At 67.2% G+C, this 17,111-nt stretch carries 18 protein-coding genes and 1 tRNA gene; 9 read left to right on the forward strand and 10 right to left on the reverse strand.

Features of this window, described 5'->3' with window-relative positions:
• Positions 1-5: 5 nt before the first annotated feature.
• Positions 6-101 (forward strand) — tRNA-Sec (locus AC6LJW_RS23380).
• A 121-nt stretch (positions 102-222) separates the two neighbouring features.
• Here the strand turns inward: AC6LJW_RS23380 and AC6LJW_RS23385 are convergent.
• Entirely contained in the window at positions 223-825 is a 603-nt protein-coding gene (locus AC6LJW_RS23385) for a TlpA disulfide reductase family protein (RefSeq protein WP_498088381.1), read from the reverse strand.
• A 111-nt stretch (positions 826-936) separates the two neighbouring features.
• Between AC6LJW_RS23385 and selD the strand changes: the two genes are divergently transcribed.
• The gene (gene selD, locus AC6LJW_RS23390) at positions 937-1,998 is read left to right on the forward strand and encodes a selenide, water dikinase SelD (protein ID WP_056565061.1); all 1,062 of its coding nucleotides are present in this window, start codon (positions 937-939) and stop codon (positions 1,996-1,998) included.
• A gap of 35 nt (positions 1,999-2,033) precedes the next feature.
• Here the strand turns inward: selD and AC6LJW_RS23395 are convergent, their stop codons facing one another.
• Positions 2,034-2,951 carry a LysR substrate-binding domain-containing protein gene (locus AC6LJW_RS23395; protein ID WP_498088382.1) on the reverse strand — a complete coding sequence of 306 codons (918 nt, stop codon included), beginning with the start codon at positions 2,949-2,951 and terminating at the stop codon, positions 2,034-2,036.
• A 171-nt stretch (positions 2,952-3,122) separates the two neighbouring features.
• Between AC6LJW_RS23395 and AC6LJW_RS23400 the strand changes: the two genes are divergently transcribed.
• The 3 genes from AC6LJW_RS23400 to AC6LJW_RS23410 all read left to right on the forward strand — a co-directional run bounded on the left by AC6LJW_RS23400 (position 3,123) and on the right by AC6LJW_RS23410 (position 4,236).
• Positions 3,123-3,344 (forward strand): DUF2917 domain-containing protein, encoded by a 222-nt coding sequence (locus AC6LJW_RS23400; RefSeq protein ID WP_498088383.1) that lies wholly within the window; start codon positions 3,123-3,125, stop codon positions 3,342-3,344.
• Positions 3,341-3,991, forward strand: a complete 651-nt coding sequence (locus AC6LJW_RS23405) for a 2-hydroxychromene-2-carboxylate isomerase (RefSeq protein WP_498088384.1) — start codon at positions 3,341-3,343, stop codon at positions 3,989-3,991. The genes AC6LJW_RS23400 and AC6LJW_RS23405 overlap by 4 nt, the downstream gene beginning before the upstream one ends.
• A 71-nt stretch (positions 3,992-4,062) precedes the next feature.
• Positions 4,063-4,236, forward strand: a complete 174-nt coding sequence (locus AC6LJW_RS23410) for a hypothetical protein (protein ID WP_175123724.1) — start codon at positions 4,063-4,065, stop codon at positions 4,234-4,236.
• A gap of 6 nt (positions 4,237-4,242) precedes the next feature.
• On the opposite strand, the gene AC6LJW_RS23415 is transcribed toward AC6LJW_RS23410, so the two are convergent.
• Entirely contained in the window at positions 4,243-4,620 is a 378-nt protein-coding gene (locus AC6LJW_RS23415; RefSeq protein ID WP_056565049.1) for a DUF779 domain-containing protein, read from the reverse strand.
• A gap of 89 nt (positions 4,621-4,709) precedes the next feature.
• Positions 4,710-6,239, reverse strand: coding sequence for an aldehyde dehydrogenase (adh, locus tag AC6LJW_RS23420; RefSeq protein WP_498088385.1), 1,530 nt, complete (start codon positions 6,237-6,239; stop codon positions 4,710-4,712).
• Positions 6,240-6,439: 200 nt separating this feature from the next.
• Between adh and AC6LJW_RS23425 the strand changes: the two genes are divergently transcribed.
• Complete coding sequence (locus AC6LJW_RS23425) at positions 6,440-8,356, forward strand: sigma-54-dependent Fis family transcriptional regulator (protein WP_056565044.1); 1,917 nt, start codon at positions 6,440-6,442, stop codon at positions 8,354-8,356.
• 26 nt (positions 8,357-8,382) lie between these two features.
• Here the strand turns inward: AC6LJW_RS23425 and trpC are convergent, their stop codons facing one another.
• From trpC to rpe, 6 genes are all read right to left on the reverse strand, one after another.
• The gene (gene trpC / locus AC6LJW_RS23430; RefSeq protein ID WP_056319280.1) at positions 8,383-9,171 is read right to left on the reverse strand and encodes an indole-3-glycerol phosphate synthase TrpC; all 789 of its coding nucleotides are present in this window, start codon (positions 9,169-9,171) and stop codon (positions 8,383-8,385) included.
• Complete coding sequence (gene trpD, locus AC6LJW_RS23435) at positions 9,168-10,199, reverse strand: anthranilate phosphoribosyltransferase (RefSeq protein WP_056565041.1); 1,032 nt, start codon at positions 10,197-10,199, stop codon at positions 9,168-9,170. Before trpD ends, trpC begins: the two co-directional genes overlap by 4 nt.
• A 12-nt stretch (positions 10,200-10,211) precedes the next feature.
• Positions 10,212-10,778, reverse strand: coding sequence for an aminodeoxychorismate/anthranilate synthase component II (locus tag AC6LJW_RS23440; protein ID WP_056565038.1), 567 nt, complete (start codon positions 10,776-10,778; stop codon positions 10,212-10,214).
• Positions 10,779-10,835: 57 nt separating this feature from the next.
• Positions 10,836-12,356, reverse strand: a complete 1,521-nt coding sequence (trpE, locus tag AC6LJW_RS23445) for an anthranilate synthase component I (protein WP_056565035.1) — start codon at positions 12,354-12,356, stop codon at positions 10,836-10,838.
• A 274-nt stretch (positions 12,357-12,630) separates the two neighbouring features.
• Entirely contained in the window at positions 12,631-13,338 is a 708-nt protein-coding gene (locus AC6LJW_RS23450; protein WP_056565032.1) for a phosphoglycolate phosphatase, read from the reverse strand.
• A gap of 10 nt (positions 13,339-13,348) precedes the next feature.
• Positions 13,349-14,077 (reverse strand): ribulose-phosphate 3-epimerase, encoded by a 729-nt coding sequence (gene rpe, locus AC6LJW_RS23455; RefSeq protein WP_056565028.1) that lies wholly within the window; start codon positions 14,075-14,077, stop codon positions 13,349-13,351.
• A 126-nt stretch (positions 14,078-14,203) separates the two neighbouring features.
• On the opposite strand from rpe, the gene apaG reads away from it, so the two are divergent.
• From apaG to AC6LJW_RS23470, 3 genes are read left to right on the forward strand one after another with little or no spacing between them, the layout of a single operon-like run.
• Complete coding sequence (gene apaG / locus AC6LJW_RS23460) at positions 14,204-14,578, forward strand: Co2+/Mg2+ efflux facilitator ApaG/CorD (protein WP_056565024.1); 375 nt, start codon at positions 14,204-14,206, stop codon at positions 14,576-14,578.
• A gap of 40 nt (positions 14,579-14,618) precedes the next feature.
• Positions 14,619-15,923: a murein transglycosylase A gene (gene mltA / locus AC6LJW_RS23465; protein ID WP_056565021.1), complete on the forward strand. Its 1,305-nt coding sequence runs from the start codon at positions 14,619-14,621 to the stop codon at positions 15,921-15,923.
• Positions 15,920-17,089 (forward strand): UbiH/UbiF family hydroxylase, encoded by a 1,170-nt coding sequence (locus AC6LJW_RS23470; protein WP_498088387.1) that lies wholly within the window; start codon positions 15,920-15,922, stop codon positions 17,087-17,089. Before mltA ends, AC6LJW_RS23470 begins: the two co-directional genes overlap by 4 nt.
• The last annotated feature ends 22 nt before the right edge of the window (positions 17,090-17,111 follow it).

Here is a 17,111-nt window from a genome sequence, read left to right on the forward strand (position 1 = left end):
GCCACGGAAGGCATTCGTGCCCGGCGGCACGGCCGGGCTTCAAACCCGGTTGGGGGCGTCAGACGCTCCCAGGTAGGTTCGACTCCTGCTGCCTTCCGCCATTTGTGTTCTCCTGCCGCCCGCGCCTCCACTACGCAGGTGTCTGACACCCCTACGAGATGTCCGCCACAGTGCGTTGCCGCGTCCGGGTGTCTGACACCGGCGCAAATGCGTTGCTCTCCATCAACTGCGCAGCATGCGCGTCACCACACCGCCTACCGTGTGCGACTTCCAGTCCAGCTCGCCCAGATGCCAATACCGGATCGCGCCGACACGATCGACGAGGAAGTTGGCGGGCAGCGCCGCCGCATCCCATTTTTTTGACGCCGCGCTATTGCGGTCGTGCAGAACCGTGCCGTTGATGGGGGTCTTTTTCAGGAAGGCCGAGATCTTGGCGGGCGCTTCGCCGACGTTGACGGCGACAAGGCGCAGGCCTTCTTCGCGATGCCGCTTGGCCATGGTGGACAGAACGGGGAGTTCGTCGCGGCACGGTTCGCACCACGTGGCCCAGAAGCTGACGATGACGACGCTGCCGCGCCACGCGGAAAGCTTTTGCTCGCGGCCCCCCATGTCTGGAAGGACGAGCGGCGGGGTGGAGCCGGTCCACGCGACCCAGTCGGGGCCGGTGGCGGCTTTCAATGCGGCGGCGTTGTTGACCGCCCCATTCGCGGCGTTACCGGCAGCGCTATTTTTCGCACTATTTGTTGCGTCATTCGCGGCGCCGGCCCACGCGGGCAGCGCCGCGAGCGACAGACCGGTCTGCAGGAGGCGGCGGCGGCTGATCAAGGCGGACTCCTGCAAACGAGCGTTCAATGGCGAGGGCCTGGCTGCGTTCGATCATAGGGCCATTCGCGGGGCCGGTGCTATCCTTTTTCCGACTGACTCACGGAGACTGAGATGACCCAGGATGTTGCGTCCACAAACGCGCCGCGCTTGACTTCGCTATCGCATGGCGGCGGCTGCGGCTGCAAGATTGCGCCGGGTGTGCTATCGGCGCTGCTGGCGCGGTTCGGCCCCGCCGCCAGCTATCCCAACCTGCTGGTGGGCACGGAAACCGCGGATGATGCGGCGGTGTACCGGCTGAACGACGAGCAGGCGCTCATCGCCACGACCGACTTCTTCATGCCCATCGTCGACGATCCCTTCGACTTCGGCCGCATCGCCGCGACGAACGCGTTATCGGATGTGTACGCGATGGGCGGCACGCCGATCATGGCGCTGGCGATCGTCGGCATGCCGATCAACGTGCTGCCGCACAGCGTGATCGCCGAGATTCTCAAGGGCGGCGAATCGGTCTGCGCGGATGCGGGCATTCCGGTGGCGGGCGGCCACAGCATTGATTCGGTGGAACCCATCTATGGTCTGGCCGCGATGGGGCTGGTGCATCCGGACCGCATCAAGCGCAACGCGGACGCGCGCGCCGGCGACGTGCTGATCCTGGGCAAGGGCCTGGGCGTGGGCATCCTGTCGGCGGCGCTCAAGAAGAATCTGCTGGACGTGGACGGTTATCGCGTGATGATCGACACGACGACGCGGCTGAATCGTCCCGGTCCCGCGCTGGCCGCGCTGGATGGCGTACATGCAATCACGGACGTGACGGGCTTTGGCCTGTTGGGCCATGCGCTGGAGATGGCGCGCGGCGCGAAGCTGACGGCCCGCGTGCGGCTGGATGCGTTGCCGTGGCTGCCGGGCGTGCAGGCGTTCGCCGCAGACGGCGTGATCACGGGCGCGTCCGGCCGCAACTGGACGTCGTACGGGGAATCAGTGCGCCTGGGCGCCGGGGTGTCAGACACCCAGCGGGCGTTGCTGACCGATCCGCAAACCTCGGGCGGCCTGCTGGTGTCGTGCGCGCCGGACGCCGCCGACGCGGTGCTCAAGATCTTCCACGAACAGGGTTTCGGGCAAGCCGCCGTGATTGGCGAGATGGCCGCCGGCCCGGCGCAGGTCGACGTGGACTGAAGCGGCGATATCCGCCAGCGATCACGCGCGGCTTCTCAGTCCGCCAGATCCCGCGCGGTCGCCGCCGCCTGATCCATCAGCCACTGCGTGACCACGTCGGCATCGGGCGTGCTGCGCCGCGCGTTGCGCACCAGCCAGTAGGCGTGTTCGGTGGCGCTGGCCGCGGGGCTGCCGACGAGGGTCAGCCGCCGGTCCGCCAGCATGGGCGCGATCAGCGCCAGCCGTCCCAGCGCGATGCCGTGGCCGGCCAGCGCGGCATGTACGATCTGGTCGTACTGGTTGAAACGCAGCATGCCTTTGGGGCGCACGCGGCCCAGACCGCGCGCGTTCAGCCATTCCGACCATTGCAGCCACGGCCGCGTGGGATCGTCGAATTCCAGCAGCACGTGGCGCTGCAACTCGCGCGCATCCAGTTCGCGCGCGTCGAGCGACGGGTGCGCCACCGGCACCACCGATTCGCCGAAGAGCCACACGGCGCCATCGGAGATCGAGTTGCGCTCGCTGTAGCGGATGGCGATGTCGACGGCTTCGCGATCGATGTCGATCAGCCGGTTGTCGGCGGCTACGCGCACGTCGATGTCGGGATGCGCCGCCTGAAAATCGCCCAGCCGGGGCAGCAGCCACAACGAGGCCACGCCGATGGTGGTGGTGACGGTGACGGGCGTGCGCCGTTCGGGGGCGCGGAGTTGTTCGGTCAGGTCGCCAAGCTGGCTTAACCAGACGTCGGCCATTCGAAAGAGTTGCGCGCCCTCGGCCGTGAACGTGACGCTGCGAAACCCCCGCACCAGCAGCGGCACGCCCAGATGCGCTTCCAGCGCGCGAATCTGGCGGCTGACCGCCGACTGCGTGACATGCAGGTCCTGCGCGGCGAGCGTGATGCTCATGCGGCGACCGACGGCGACAAAGCCGCGGACAAGATCAAGCGGTGGCAGTTTCGCAAGCGGATATGGCATTCGTGAAACTCATGCGTGTCGGGCGGAAAAATCGCTTGAGCAATAGTACGCCGCGGGCGTCCAATATGACTCAGACGTTGGGTGACTCGGACGGAATCGCGGTCATCCGCCGCGATCGCCGCTGCTGCGGCCGGGAGGGTCGCCATGATCCAGTTATGTTGCACTGCGGGAATGTCATTCCGTTTGGCCGGCGGCTCGACTATGCTGCTCAAGCGCGCTTCAGGCTTGCGCATCGTGTGTCACGCCGGCACCGTGTGGATCTCCGAATACCGCCGCTTCGATGACAGCGTGCTGCAAGCGGGCGAATCCCTGACCGTGCACAGCGATCGCGACGTCGTCCTCAGCGGCCTGCCGGATGCGCAGGTCGCGTTACAACCGGAGTCCCTGACATGACCGCGTCCTTGCCCGATACGCCCCGCATCGAAATGTGGTTCGATTTCGCCAGCCCGTACAGCTATCTGGCGATCGAGCGCATCGACACGCTTGCGCGCGAGGTCGAGGTCAAGGTCGATCTGCGGCCATTTCTGCTGGGGCCGATCTTCCAGGCGCAGGGCTGGAACGACACGCCGTTCCGGCTGTTTCCGGGCAAGGGCGCGTACATGATGCGCGATATCGCCCGCCTGGCCGAGAAGTACGGCGTGGTCTACAACCGTCCGCGCCTCTTTCCCCGCATGAGCGTGCTGCCCGCGCGCATCGCGTTGCTGGGCCAGGACGAGCCCTGGGGCCGCGATTTCTGCGTCGCGGTGTTCCGCGCGAATTTTCAGCATGACCTGGATATTCAGTCCGAAGACGTCGTGCGCGATCTGCTCATTGGCCTGTCGCTGGATGCCGATGCATTGATCGCCCGCGCCAAGACCGAAGGCGCCAAGGAAGCGCTGCGCAAGCAGGTGGACCGCGCGCGCAACCTCGGCGTGTTCGGCGCGCCCACGTTCTTCGTGGAGGGCGAAATGTTCTGGGGCAACGACCGCCTGGAAGACGCGCTGGACTGGACGCGCCGCACCGCGCCATCCAACGCCTGGCCGCCGCGGGCGCACACCTAGCCGGTCCCACCTCGCCGGCCGCACCTCGCCGGCCCCGCATCAAAAGTTTCTTCGTCAACGCATCATCAGCAATGAAAAACGCAAGCAGCGCCTATCGCGGCGCGCCCATGCCGGGCGGCCGCTCGTTCACGCAATTTCGCGCCGCCCGCATCCGGCGGGTGTCCTTCCAATGGAAACAGGCCGAACGCGCCGGCCTTCAGGACGACACCCTGTCCAAGGGCGGTGGCCACGGCAAACGCGGATAAGGCGCGCTAGCCCTTCGTCACCGGCCCGACATTCGCCCACTCTTCGTCGGAATACAGCCGCGACCGCAAGAGAAACCGCTTGCCTTCCGCGCTGTCCAGCGAAAACGCCCCGCCGCGTCCGGGCACGGCGTCGATGACAAGCTGGGTGTGTTCCCAGTAAGCGAACTGGTCTTCGCCGATCCAGAATGGGCAACCTTCCAGATCGCCCAACAGCACGTCCGAGCCGCCCACCATGAACTCGCCCTGTGGATAACACATGGGCGAGCTGCCGTCGCAGCAGCCGCCGGATTGGTGAAACATCAGCGGCCCGTGCTTGGCGCGCAGGGTGTCGATCAGCTGGCGCGCCTCGTCGGTCGCAACCACGCGTGGCGTGTGCTCTGGCATGGCGGGATTCCTCTGCGAGCGCGCCGGGCGGACCCGGCGCGCAGGTTGGCCGCGCAAGCGGCGTGGGATAGGCGGAGAAGCCTGGCAGATCAGAAGAACCCCAGCTTCTTAGGCGAATAGCTCACCAGCAGGTTCTTCGTCTGCTGATAGTGGTTGAGCATCATCTTGTGGTTCTCACGCCCGATGCCCGATTGCTTGTAGCCGCCGAATGCCGCGTGCGCCGGATAGGCGTGATAGCAGTTGGTCCATACGCGTCCCGCCTTGATCGCGCGGCCCATGCGGTAGCACGTGTTGGCATCGCGCGACCACACGCCGGCGCCCAGGCCGTACAGCGTGTCGTTGGCCAGCGCCAGCGCATCATCGGCGTCCTTGAACGTGGTGACCGCCACGACCGGCCCGAAGATTTCTTCCTGGAACACGCGCATCTTGTTGTGGCCCTTGAACACCGTGGGCTGCACGTAGTAGCCGCCTTCCAGCCCGCCTTGCATCTGCGCGCGCGAGCCGCCCGCCAGCACGTCCGCGCCTTCCTGCTTGCCGATGTCCAGATAGGACAGGATCTTCTCGAGCTGCTCGGCGGAGGCCTGCGCGCCCAGCATGGTGTCGGCATCCAGCGGGTTGCCTTGCTTGATCTCGGCCACGCGTTTCAGGGCGCGTTCCATGAACTTGTCGTAGAGCGATTCCTGGATCAGCGCGCGGCTGGGGCACGTGCACACTTCGCCCTGGTTCAGCGCGAACATGACGAAGCCCTCAACCGCCTTGTCCAGGAAGTCGTCGTCCTGCGCCGCCACGTCCGCAAAGAAGATGTTGGGTGACTTGCCGCCCAGTTCCAGTGTGACGGGGATGATGTTCTGCGACGCGTACTGCATGATCAGCCGGCCGGTGGTGGTCTCTCCGGTGAAGGCGATCTTGGCGATGCGCTTGCTGGATGCCAGCGGCTTGCCCGCTTCCAGCCCGAAGCCGGTCACGACGTTCACGACGCCCGGGGGCAGGATGTCGCCGATCAGTTCCATCAGAAGCAGGATGCCCAGCGGCGTCTGCTCGGCGGGTTTCAGCACCACGCAATTGCCCGCCGCCAGCGCAGGCGCAAGCTTCCACGCGGCCATCAGGATGGGGAAGTTCCACGGGATGATCTGACCGACCACGCCCAGCGGTTCGTTGAAGTGGTAAGCAACGGTGTCGTGGTCGATCTCGGATAGCCCGCCTTCCTGGCTGCGGATGCACGAGGCGAAGTAGCGGAAGTGGTCGATGGCCAGCGGGATGTCGGCCGCGCGGGCTTCGCGGATGGGCTTGCCGTTGTCCCAGGTTTCCGCCGTGGCCAGGCGTTCCAGGTTGGCTTCCATCACGTCCGCGATCTTCATCAGCATGCGGGCGCGTTCGGCAGCCGGGGTCGAACCCCATTTCGGCGCGGCGCGGTGCGCGGCGTCCAGCGCCAGTTCGATGTCGCGCTCTTTCGAGCGCGCGTTGCGGCTGAGAGTCTGGCCCGTGACCGGCGTGACGTTGTCGAAGTATTCGCCATCCGCGGGCGACTGCCATTTGCCGTCGATGAAATTGTCGTACTGCGTCTTGAGGTCCAGGCGGGTGCCGTAGGTCTCCGGGGTAACGCGGGTCGCGATATCCATGCTTGTCTCCGTATCGTTGGAATGGCGGCAGTGGACTGCCTGTCCGGTATCAAGCAAAACGCATGCCAGTCGGGGCATCCCGGCTGGACAGCCTGCCGCACGCGTGCGAAAGTAGTTTTTCAATGTCGCAATCCGCGACGTTGTCGCGCAACAGGTGTCGCAGCACAGGCGTCGCAGAACGCCGGTCCTAGGAGACATACATGGCTTCTCACTCCGGTCGGCAGACGCTGACGCAGGCGCGGCTGCTCTTCAACCAGCAGGGCGCGGTGCCGGGCGGCATGGTTGCCGAACCCATCCTGCGTTCCTGGCGCCGCTGCGCCGACCTGGGCTTTGACATGCGCGGCGTGCGCCGCGCCGAGCTCATGACGCAGGGCGAACTGCGCGAAGCCCAGCAGCGCAACGAAGCGCTGCGCCGCCTGTCCGAACCCGCCATCGCCTACCTGCGCCGCCAGGCCGGCGGCAGCGGCAACCTCGTCATTCTGTCGGACGCGCAGGGCCTGGTGCTGGACTCGGACGGCGATACGGGCTTTGCGCATCGGGCCTCGCGCGTGGCCCTGATGCCCGGCGCGCCGTGGGACGAAGCCGCCGCCGGCACCAATGCCATCGGCACTGCGCTGGTCGAAGGCCGGCCCATCGCCGTGCACGGCGCCGAACACTATTTCGAACCCAACCGCATCCTGACCTGCGCTGCCGTCCCCATCACCGACAGTGAAGGCCGCACGCTGGGCGTGCTCGATCTCTCCAGCCAGGCCCGCGACGTGCGCCCCGATGCGCTGGCGCTGGTGCGCGGGGCGGTGGACCGCATTGAACATCAATTGTTCGAAAGCGCTTATGAACAATGCACCGTGCTGCGCCTGCATGCCGACCCGGCCGGGCTGGGCCAGCCCGGCGAAGCGCTGCTGGCATTCCAGGGCGACCTGCTCATCGGCGCCAACCGGCGCGCGCTGCAGGCGCTGGCACTGGCGGCGACCGCGCTGGGCGTGTACCGCTACGCGGACGTGTTCGACGGCGACATCGAACGATGCCCGGATGCCTCGGGCAGGGTACATGCGCGGACGGGCGCGGTCTATCACGCGCGGCTGCGCATGCCGCGCACGCGCGCCCCGCAACCGCCCGCCGCACCCGCGTCGCGCACGCCCGGTGCGCTGGCCAGAACGCCGGCCCCCAGCTTCGATGCCGCGACGCTAGGCGCGCTGGCGCGCGCCGTGCATCTGGCGGACGCCGGCGTGTCGATCCTGCTGCAGGGCGAAACGGGCGTGGGCAAGGAGGTGTTTGCGCGGCAGATCCATGCGCGCGGCCAACGCGCGGCCGGCCCCTTCGTGGCGGTGAACTGCGCCGCCTTGCCGGAAAGCCTGATCGAATCGGAATTGTTCGGCTACGAAGACGGGGCCTTCACCGGTGCGCGCCGTCAGGGCAGCAAGGGCCTGTTGCGGCAGGCGCACGGCGGCGTGCTGTTCCTGGACGAGATCGGCGACATGCCGCTGCTGCTGCAATCGCGCCTGCTGCGTGTGCTGCAGACGCGCGAGGTCTCGCCCTTGGGCGCGGCGCGGCCCGTGCGGGTGGACTTCACCTTGGTGTGCGCGACGCATCGGCCACTTGCGCATGAAGGCCTGGATGCACCGGTGCGTCCTGACCTGTACTTCCGGATTGCCGAATACACCGTCACGCTCGAGCCCCTGCGTGCGCGGGCCGACCGCCTGGAATTGCTGCGCGAGCTGTGGGCGGCGCAAGGCGCGGGTCCCGCGCTGCCACCCGCCATCGAAGCCGTTCTCGCGGCGTATTCGTGGCCAGGCAATTACCGCCAACTGGCATCTGTGCTGCGCACGTTGCATGTGCTGGCGGGACCGGCGGGCAGGGTGGATGCAGACATGCTGCCGGCGCAATTGCGCGGTGCAGCGAGCGCCCCGAAGATCGACGCGCAGCCGTCCGGCGCGGCAACCTCAGCGCCCGCACCGGCCAGCGCAAGCGGCGCTCTGCACGCCATGACGGATGCCGCCATCCGCGGCGCATTGGCCGAAAACGGCGGCAGTGTCAGCCGCGCGGCGCGCGCGTTGGGCGTGCACCGCAGCACGGTGTACCGGCGCGCCGCCGCATTGGGCCTGGCGCGCCCGAAATAACCGGTGCAGGAACGCGCAGCGGGCGATCAGCCGATCAGACGCGCCAGTTCCGCACCCGGATCCTTGGCGCGCATGAACGCTTCGCCCACCAGGAACGCGTCGACCTTGTGGTCGCGCATCAGCTTCACGTCTTCCGGCTTGAGGATGCCGCTTTCGGTCACCACGCGTTTGCCGGCCGGGATGCGCGGCAAAAGGTCCAGCGTGGTTTGCAGGCTGGTTTCGAATGTGCGCAGGTTGCGGTTGTTGATGCCCAGGAGCGGCGTCTTGAGCGTAAGCGCGACATCCAGCTCCTGGGCGTCGTGCACCTCGACCAGCACGTCCATGCCCAGTTCGATCGCCAGCGTTTCGTAGTCGCGCAGTTGCGCGGGGGTGAGCGCGGCCACGATCAGCAGCACGCAGTCGGCGCCCATCGCACGCGCCGCGACGATCTGATAGGGATCGATCACGAAGTCCTTGCGCAGCACCGGCAGCGCGCACGCGGCCCGCGCCTGGCGCAGGTGGTCGTGCGAGCCCTGGAAGAACTGCACGTCCGTCAGCACGGACAGGCAGGCCGCGCCGTGCACGGCGTAGGTAGCGGCGATCTCGGCGGGCGCAAAGCCCTCGCGGATGACGCCCTTCGAGGGCGAGGCTTTCTTGATTTCAGCGATGACGCCGGCTTTGCCTTGCGAGATCTTGTCTTCGATGGCCTGGGCGAAACCGCGCACGTCCTGGCGCGCCTGCGCTTCGCGCAGGACTTCGGCTTCGCTGCGCATCTGGCGTGCGGCGGCGACTTCCTCAGCTTTGACGGCGAGGATCTTCGCGAGAATATCGTTCATTTCTGGAATGTCCGGGTGTATGCGCAGAATTCTTCCAGCTTGGCTCGCGCCGCGCCGGTGGAAATTAGTTCAAATGCTAGCGCTAAGGCTTCGGGAATGGAATCGGCTTTGTTGCCGGCATAGATGGCGAGCCCGGCGTTCAGGGCGACGATGTCTCTGGCCGCGCCCTCGACATTCTCCAGCGCCTCTATGACAAGCTCGCGCGACTGCTCGCGATTGGACACCTTGATGCTCCGGTTGGACATCATGGATAGCCCGTAGTCCTCGGGATGGATTTCATACTCGCGGACCACGCCGTCCTTCAGTTCGCCGACCATCGTGGCTCCGCCCAGCGAGGCCTCGTCCATGCCGTCCTTGCCGTGCACGACCAGTACATGGCGCGAACCCAGGCGTTCCAGCACGCGAACCTGAATGCCGACGAGGTCGGGGTGGAAGACGCCCATCAACTGGTTGGCGGCGCCGGCCGGGTTGGTCAGCGGACCCAGGATGTTGAAGATCGTGCGCACGGCCAGTTCCTTGCGCACCGCGGCCACGTTCTTCATCGCGCCGTGGTGGGCGGGCGCAAACATGAAACCGATGCCGGTCTCCTGGATGCATTCGGCCACCTGCTCCGGCGTCAGCACCAGGTTGGCGCCCAGCGCCTCCAGCACGTCGGCGCTGCCGCTGGACGACGAGGCGCTGCGGTTGCCGTGTTTGGCAATGGGCACGCCGGCCGCGGCCGCGACGAACATTGCGGTCGTGGAAATGTTGAACGTGTGGCTGCCGTCGCCGCCCGTGCCGCACATGTCCAGCAGGTCGTTCGGGTTGGGCGTGACCACGGGCGTGGCGAACTCGCGCATGACCTGAGCCGCGGCGGTGATCTCGCCAACGGTTTCCTTCTTGACGCGCAGGCCCATCAAGAGCGCGCTGGCGATCTGCGGCGACATCTCGCCGCGCATCAGCATGCGCATCAGGTGCAGCATTTCGTCGTGGAAAATTTCGCGGTGTTCGATGCAGCGCGTCAGCGCTTCGGAGGGGGAAATCGTCACGGTGCGTCCTTCTTAGGCGAGGTTCAGGAAGTTGCGCAGCAAGGCGTGGCCGTGCTCGCTCAGTACGGATTCGGGGTGGAACTGTACCCCGTACAACGGCAGCGTCTTGTGCCGCACGCCCATGATGTCGCCGTCCGGCGCCGTCGCGGTGACCGCCAGGCAATCAGGCAGGGTGGCCGGGTCGATGGTCAGCGAGTTGTAGCGGATGACAGTGTACGGCGTCGGCAGGCCTTCAAATATGTCAGTGCCCGTGTGCGAAAGCTGGATCGTCTTGCCGTGCATGATCTGCTGCGCGCGCACGATGTCGCCCCCGAAGGCCGCGCCGATGGCCTGGTGGCCCAGGCACACGCCCAGAATGGGCTTCTTGCCGGCATACGCCTGGATCAGCGGCACCGAGATGCCGGCCTCGGCCGGCGAGCACGGACCGGGCGACACGCAGATCTGGTCGGGATTGAGCGCAGCCACTTCATCGAGCGTGATCTGGTCGTTGCGCGCCACGCGCACGTCCACGCCCAGCTCGCCAAAGTACTGCACCAGGTTGTAGGTAAAGGAATCGTAGTTGTCGATCATCAACAGCATTTTTTTCTCCTCTGGGCCGTTCAGCGGCCCGGGCGGTAATTCGGTTGGGCCGGGGCCTCAGATGGGTTCGTCCAGGCCGTGCTGCACCTGCTCGGCCGCGCGCAGCACGGCGCGCGCCTTGGCTTCGGTCTCGGCCCATTCGGCTTCGGGGTTCGAATCGGCCACGATGCCGGCGGCCGCCTGCACGTACAGCGTGCCGTCCTTGATGACGCCGGTGCGGATCGCAATCGCCACGTCCATCTCGCCGCCGTAGCTCAGGTAGCCGGCCGCGCCGCCGTAGATGCCGCGGCGCACGGGTTCCAGTTCGTCGATGATCTTCATGGCCTCGACCTTGGGGGCGCCCGTCAGCGTGCCGGCCGGGAACGAGGCGCGCAGCACGTCCATGCTGCTCATGCCGGGGTTCAGGGTGCCGGTCACGTTCGACACCAGATGCATCACGTGCGAATAGCGCTCGATGACCATGGTGTCGCTGACCTTCACCGAGCCCACCTGCGCGACGCGGCCCACATCGTTGCGCGCCAGGTCGATCAGCATGACGTGTTCGGCGATTTCCTTCGGGTCCGCCTTCAGTTCGGCCGCCAGCGCCGCGTCTTCCTCGGGCGTGCCGCCACGCTTGCGCGTGCCCGCCAGCGGACGGATCGTGATCTGCGACTTCGGCTCGCCGTTTTCCACCGTGCGCTCCTGGCGCACCAGAATCTCGGGCGACGCGCCCACCACCTGGAAATCACCGAAGTTCCAGAAGTACATATAGGGGGAGGGATTGAGCGACCGCAGGGCGCGGTAGAGGGACAGCGGCGAATCGCGGAAGGGCTTGGCGATGACCTGGCCGATCTGGACCTGCATCAGATCGCCGGCGGCGATATGTTCCTTTGCGCGCAGCACGGCCGCCAGGTAGTCCTCTTTCTTGAAATCGCGCCGTTCCTCGGTCTGCATGCTGGCGTGGCTGTACGGAATCTCCACGGGGCGGCGCAGGCGCGCGCGCAGGTCGGTCAGGCGCTGCTGCGCACGGCTGTAGGCCTCGGGCTGGCTGGGATCCGCGTAGACCATCAGGTAGATGCGGCCGGCCAGGTTGTCGACGATGACCAGCTCGTCCACGTGCATCAGCATCAGGTCGGGCGTGCCGCCTTCCATGCCGGCCGGAAACGGCTTGACCGCGGGACCCAGGCACGGCTCGATGTGGCGCACGGTGTCGTAGCCGAAGTAACCGGCCAGGCCGCCGCAGAAGCGCGGCATGCCCGGGCGCAGCGCGACCTTGAAGCGGCTCTGGTATTGCTCGATGAAGGCCAGCGGATCGCCATCGTGCGTCTCGGCGACCTTGCCGTCGTGCAGCACCTCGGTGCGCGTGCCGCTGGCGCGGATCACCGTGCGCGCGGGCAGGCCGATGAACGAATAGCGGCCGAAGCGCTCGCCGCCCACCACGGATTCCATCAGGCAGGTCATGCGGCCGGCCAAGGGGCCCGAATGCGCCAGCTTCAGGTAGATGCCAAGCGGGGTGTCCAGATCGGCGTAGGTCTCGGCCACCAGCGGAATGCGGTTGTAGCCTTGTGCCGCAAGGGCCTTGAATTCGATTTCGGTCATGTCGGGTCTCGTAAGCGGTGTCTGCTTTCGGACCGGGCACGCAACAAAAAACCCGGTCCAGTTGACTGGTTCCGGGTTGGGCGCTGTTTACACAGTGTCGGCGCTAGGCGGCAAGGTCGCGTCTAGGGCCGGGAAGGGGAATCATCGCCACCCGGAAGACAAACGCCACCAACGCCACGAGGCGCCGAGCATTTGGTTCTGGATGGAAACGTTCATTGAGCGGTTCGGTAATAGAGTACGCGGTAGTAAATTCGTGCTTGGGTTGCGACGCTGATCAGGCGGGGACTTTTGCGGCGTTCTGGTTCTGATTCCAGAGCGCGACCCACTGGGCGGCGTCAACAAGCGTGTCAACTATACCATCGACATCCAGCTCGCGCACGTCACGGCCTTCGTTGTAGCCATACGGCACCACCAGGACCTGCGTGCCCGCGCTGCGGCCGGCCTGCGCGTCGTTGATCGAATCGCCGATCGTCACGGCCTCGGTCACACCCACGCCCATCAGGTCGCACGCATGGTGGATCTGGTCGGGATCGGGCTTGCGGCGCTCGCAGGTGTCGCCGCACACCACGGCCTCGAAAAAGCCCGCCAGCCCCGTGCGCTGCAAGAGCGGCAAGGTGAATTCCGTGGGCTTGTTGGTGACCACGGCCAGCTTCAGGCCCTGGTCGCGCATGAGCTTGAGGCCTTCGATCACGCCCGGGTAGACCTGCGCGCGCTCGCCGTTCACCAGGTGGTAATGGCGGTAGAAGGCCTCGCGGGCGCGCTGGAATTCGTCGGGCGACGGGTCGGCGGCATCGAGCGATCCGGCCAGGCTGCGCCGCACCAGGTTATCCACACCCTTGCCGACGAACGTGGCCACCACGTCCTCGCGCAGCGCGATCATGCCAAGTTCAACGCGCATGGCGTTGGCGGCAAACGCCAGATCGGGAATGGAGTCGAGCAGGGTACCGTCCAGGTCCAGCAGCGCGGCGCGAAAAGCGGTCATGTCGAATTCCTCAGACGGCGGTGGTTTCGCCAATGGCGATCTGGTCGCGCATGGCCTTGATGATGCCGGCGTAATCCGGCTTGCCGAAGATGGCCGAGCCGGCCACGAACGTGTCCGCGCCCGCGGCGCGGATTTCGGCGATGTTGTCGATCTTGACGCCGCCGTCCACCTGCAGAACGATCTCCTGGCCGCCGGCCTGCATCCACGCGTCGATGCGGGCGCGGGCCTCGCGCAGCTTGGTGAGCGCCGCCGGGATGAAGCTTTGGCCGCCAAACCCCGGGTTCACCGACATGATGAGCACCAGGTCGATCTTGTCCATCACGTAGTCCATGTAGGACAGCGGCGTGGCGGGATTGAAGACCAGACCGGCCTTGCAGCCGCTTTCGCGGATCAGGGACAGCGTGCGGTCCACGTGGGCGCTCGCGTCGGGGTGGAAGCTGATGTAGTCGGCGCCGGCCTTGGCAAACTGCGGCACCAGCGCGTCCACGGGTTCGACCATCAGGTGCACGTCGATCGGCACCTCAACGTGGGGGCGGATCGCGGCACAGACCATCGGGCCGATCGTCAGGTTGGGGACATAGTGGTTGTCCATCACGTCCACGTGGATCCAGTCGGCGCCGGCGGCGACGACGTTGCGGACTTCCTCGCCCAGCCGGGCGAAGTCAGCCGACAGGATGCTGGGAGTAATGCGGGTGGAGGCCGTTTGCTTGGACATGATGTTCGGGGTCGGGGAGGGCATAATGTGCCATTATTGCAGTTTGAGGCGCCGCAGCGGGTATGCCCCGGTTGGCGCGCCTGAAATTCCGTCTTTCAAGCGTGGGCGCCAACGTTGCGCCGCCCGCGCTCAGTCACACAGGGAAGGACTGTGAAACCTTACGACCTGAGCGTCTCTGTCTCTCCGCGCTTCGTGCCCGAACAGTCCGACCCCGGCGAACAGCAATTCGTGTTCGCCTACACCGTCCGCATCACCAATACCGGCGAACATCCCGCGCAGGTGATCAGCCGCCACTGGATCATCACCGACGGCAACCAGCGCGTGCAGGAAGTGCGCGGCCTGGGCATCGTGGGGCAGCAGCCCCTCCTGGCCCCGGGCGAGACCTTCGAGTACACCAGCGGCTGTCCCCTGCCCACGCCGGTGGGCACGATGCGCGGCATCTACCACTGCGTCGGCGAGAACGGCATTCCGTTCGAAGTGCCGATCACCGAATTCGTCCTGGCCATGCCGCGCACCTTGCACTGAGTATGGTCCGGCCTTCCGTTGCACGTTTTTCCCTCTGCACATGAAGCGCATTCTTAGCCTGTCCGTGCTGTCGATCCTGCTGGCGGCATGTTCCACCCCCTCGGATATTCCCCCTGAATCCGGCCTGCCCGCCACGCCCGGCGCGCGTCCGCCCGCAGCGGACGGCCCGCTCGTCGTGCCGCCGCTGGGCTCGCTGCCCGACACCGCGCCGCGCGCGCTGGCTGGCAAGCTGAAGCCAGCCAACTGGTCCGAGCTGCCCGGCTGGAGCGCCGACGATCTATCCCAGTTCTGGCCCCTGTTCCTGCGCAACTGCAAGGGGCTGATGCGGCCCACCAGCGGCAACCTGGCTGCGCCCGCGCGTGCCACGCCGCGCGCCTGGCAGCCGGTCTGCGCCGCCGCCATCGATCCGGCCCGCGCGCCCGCCGCCGGCGACGCCGAAGGCGTGCGCCGTTTCCTGCAGACTTACCTGCAACCCTGGCGCCTGAACGCGGCCGACGGCAAGCCGGCCACCAATACGGTGACGGGATACTACGAACCCTTGGTGCGCGGATCGCGCCGTCAGGGCGGCGTCTACCAATGGCCGCTGTACGCGGTGCCCGCCGACCTGCTGACGATCGACCTGGGTTCCGTCTACCCCGACCTGGCCGGCAAGCGCGTGCGCGGCAAGCTCGACGGCAAGCGCGTCGTGCCGTACGACACGCGCGCCGCCATCGAATCGTCGTCCGGCCGCCGCCCGCCCGTGGTGGTCTGGGTGGACGATCCCGTGGACAATTTCTTCCTGCAGGTCCAGGGCTCCGGCCGCGTGCAGCTGACCGACGGCCCCGACGCCGGCAAGACCATCCGCGTCGCCTACGCCGACCACAACGGCCAGCCGTACGTGTCCATCGGCCGCTGGCTGATCGACCGCGGCGAACTCACCGCCGACCAGGCGTCCATGCAGAACATCCGGGCCTGGGCGCAGCGCAATCCCAAGCGCGTGCCTGAAATGCTCAACGCCAATCCGGCCGTGGTGTTCTTCCGTGAAGAGGCGGTCATCGACCCCGAACAAGGGCCCAAGGGCGCCTACGCCATTCCGCTCGCGCCGCGGCGCTCGGTGGCGGTGGACGCAACCTTCGTGCCGCTCGGCACGCCGCTGTTCCTGTCCACCACCTATCCCGCGTCGGACCGGCCCCTGCAGCGCCTGGTGTTCGCCCAGGACACCGGCACCGCCATCCGCGGGGCGGCGCGCGCCGACTTCTACTGGGGTTACGGCGAAGAAGCCGGCCAGCAGGCGGGCCGCATGAAGCAACGCGGCCAGATGTGGCTGCTGTGGCCCAAACAGGCCGGGGAGCCTTCCGCACGATGAGCCATCAGATCGTAGTTTGCGGGGCCGGCATCGTCGGCCTGTCCACCGCGCTGGCGCTGGCCCGCCGCGGCCAGCGCGTGGCCGTGCTGGCGCCGCGCGCCGCCGTGCCGCCCGCCGATCCCAACCGCTATCACCCCCGCGTCTACGCCATTTCGCCAGCCAGCCAGCGCTTTCTGGCCGACATCGGCGTGTGGGACGGCATGCCCGCGTCGCGGCTGATGCCGGTGCAGGCCATGGAGATCCACGGCGACGCGGACGGCCAGGTCAACCTGAACGCCTGGCAGGCGGCGCTGCCGCAACTGGCCTGGATCGTCGAATCCGGCGAGATCGAGCGCGTCCTGATCCAGGCCGTGCGCATGTTCGGCATCGCCTGGCTGGAAGACCGCTGCACCGGCTACCAGAACGGCGCTGTCGACACCGAAAGCGGCGCGCGCATCCAGGCCGAACTCTTTGTCGGCGCCGACGGCGCGGCTTCGCCGCTGCGCGAGGCGGCCGGGATGAAGCACGAAGCCCAGTCCTACAACGACACCGGACTCGTCGTGCATCTGGACGCGGAACTGCCGCACCAGGGCACCGCGATCCAATGGTTCCGCGACGACGGCGTGCTGGCGCTGCTGCCGCTGCCCGACACCGCGGACGGTCCGCAGGTGTCCATGGTGTGGTCCATGCGCAGCGAACTGGCCCAGCAACTGCTCGAACTGCCCCAGGAAGCGCAAACCGCCCGCCTGGAGGCCCTGCTGGCCCAGGCTGCCGAAGGGCGGCTGGGCCGCCTGAAGGTCCGCAGCAAGCTGCACGGTTTTCCGCTGACGCTGGAACGCGCCCAGATGGTGGCCCCCGGCATTGCGCTGGCCGGAGACGCCGCGCACCGCCTGCACCCGCTGGCGGGCCAGGGCCTGAATCTGGGGCTGGGCGACGTCGAGGCGCTGGCGCGCATCGTCGCCGAACGTGAACCCTACCGCCAGGCCGGCGACCTGCGCGTGCTGCACCGCTACCAGCGGGCGCGCGCCGAGCCGGTCCTGGCCATGCGCTTGGCCACCGACGGCCTGCACAAGCTGTTTGGATCGAAGGCGACGCCGCTCGTCTGGCTGCGCAACGCCGGCATGCATTGGGTCGAAGGCGCGCCGCTGATCAAGCGCCGGCTGATCGCGGGGGCGTCCGCCAATTAGGCAGCCGGCGAGCCCGGGTAGG

The sequence above is a fragment of the Achromobacter sp. 1012554356 genome (assembly GCF_059760815.1).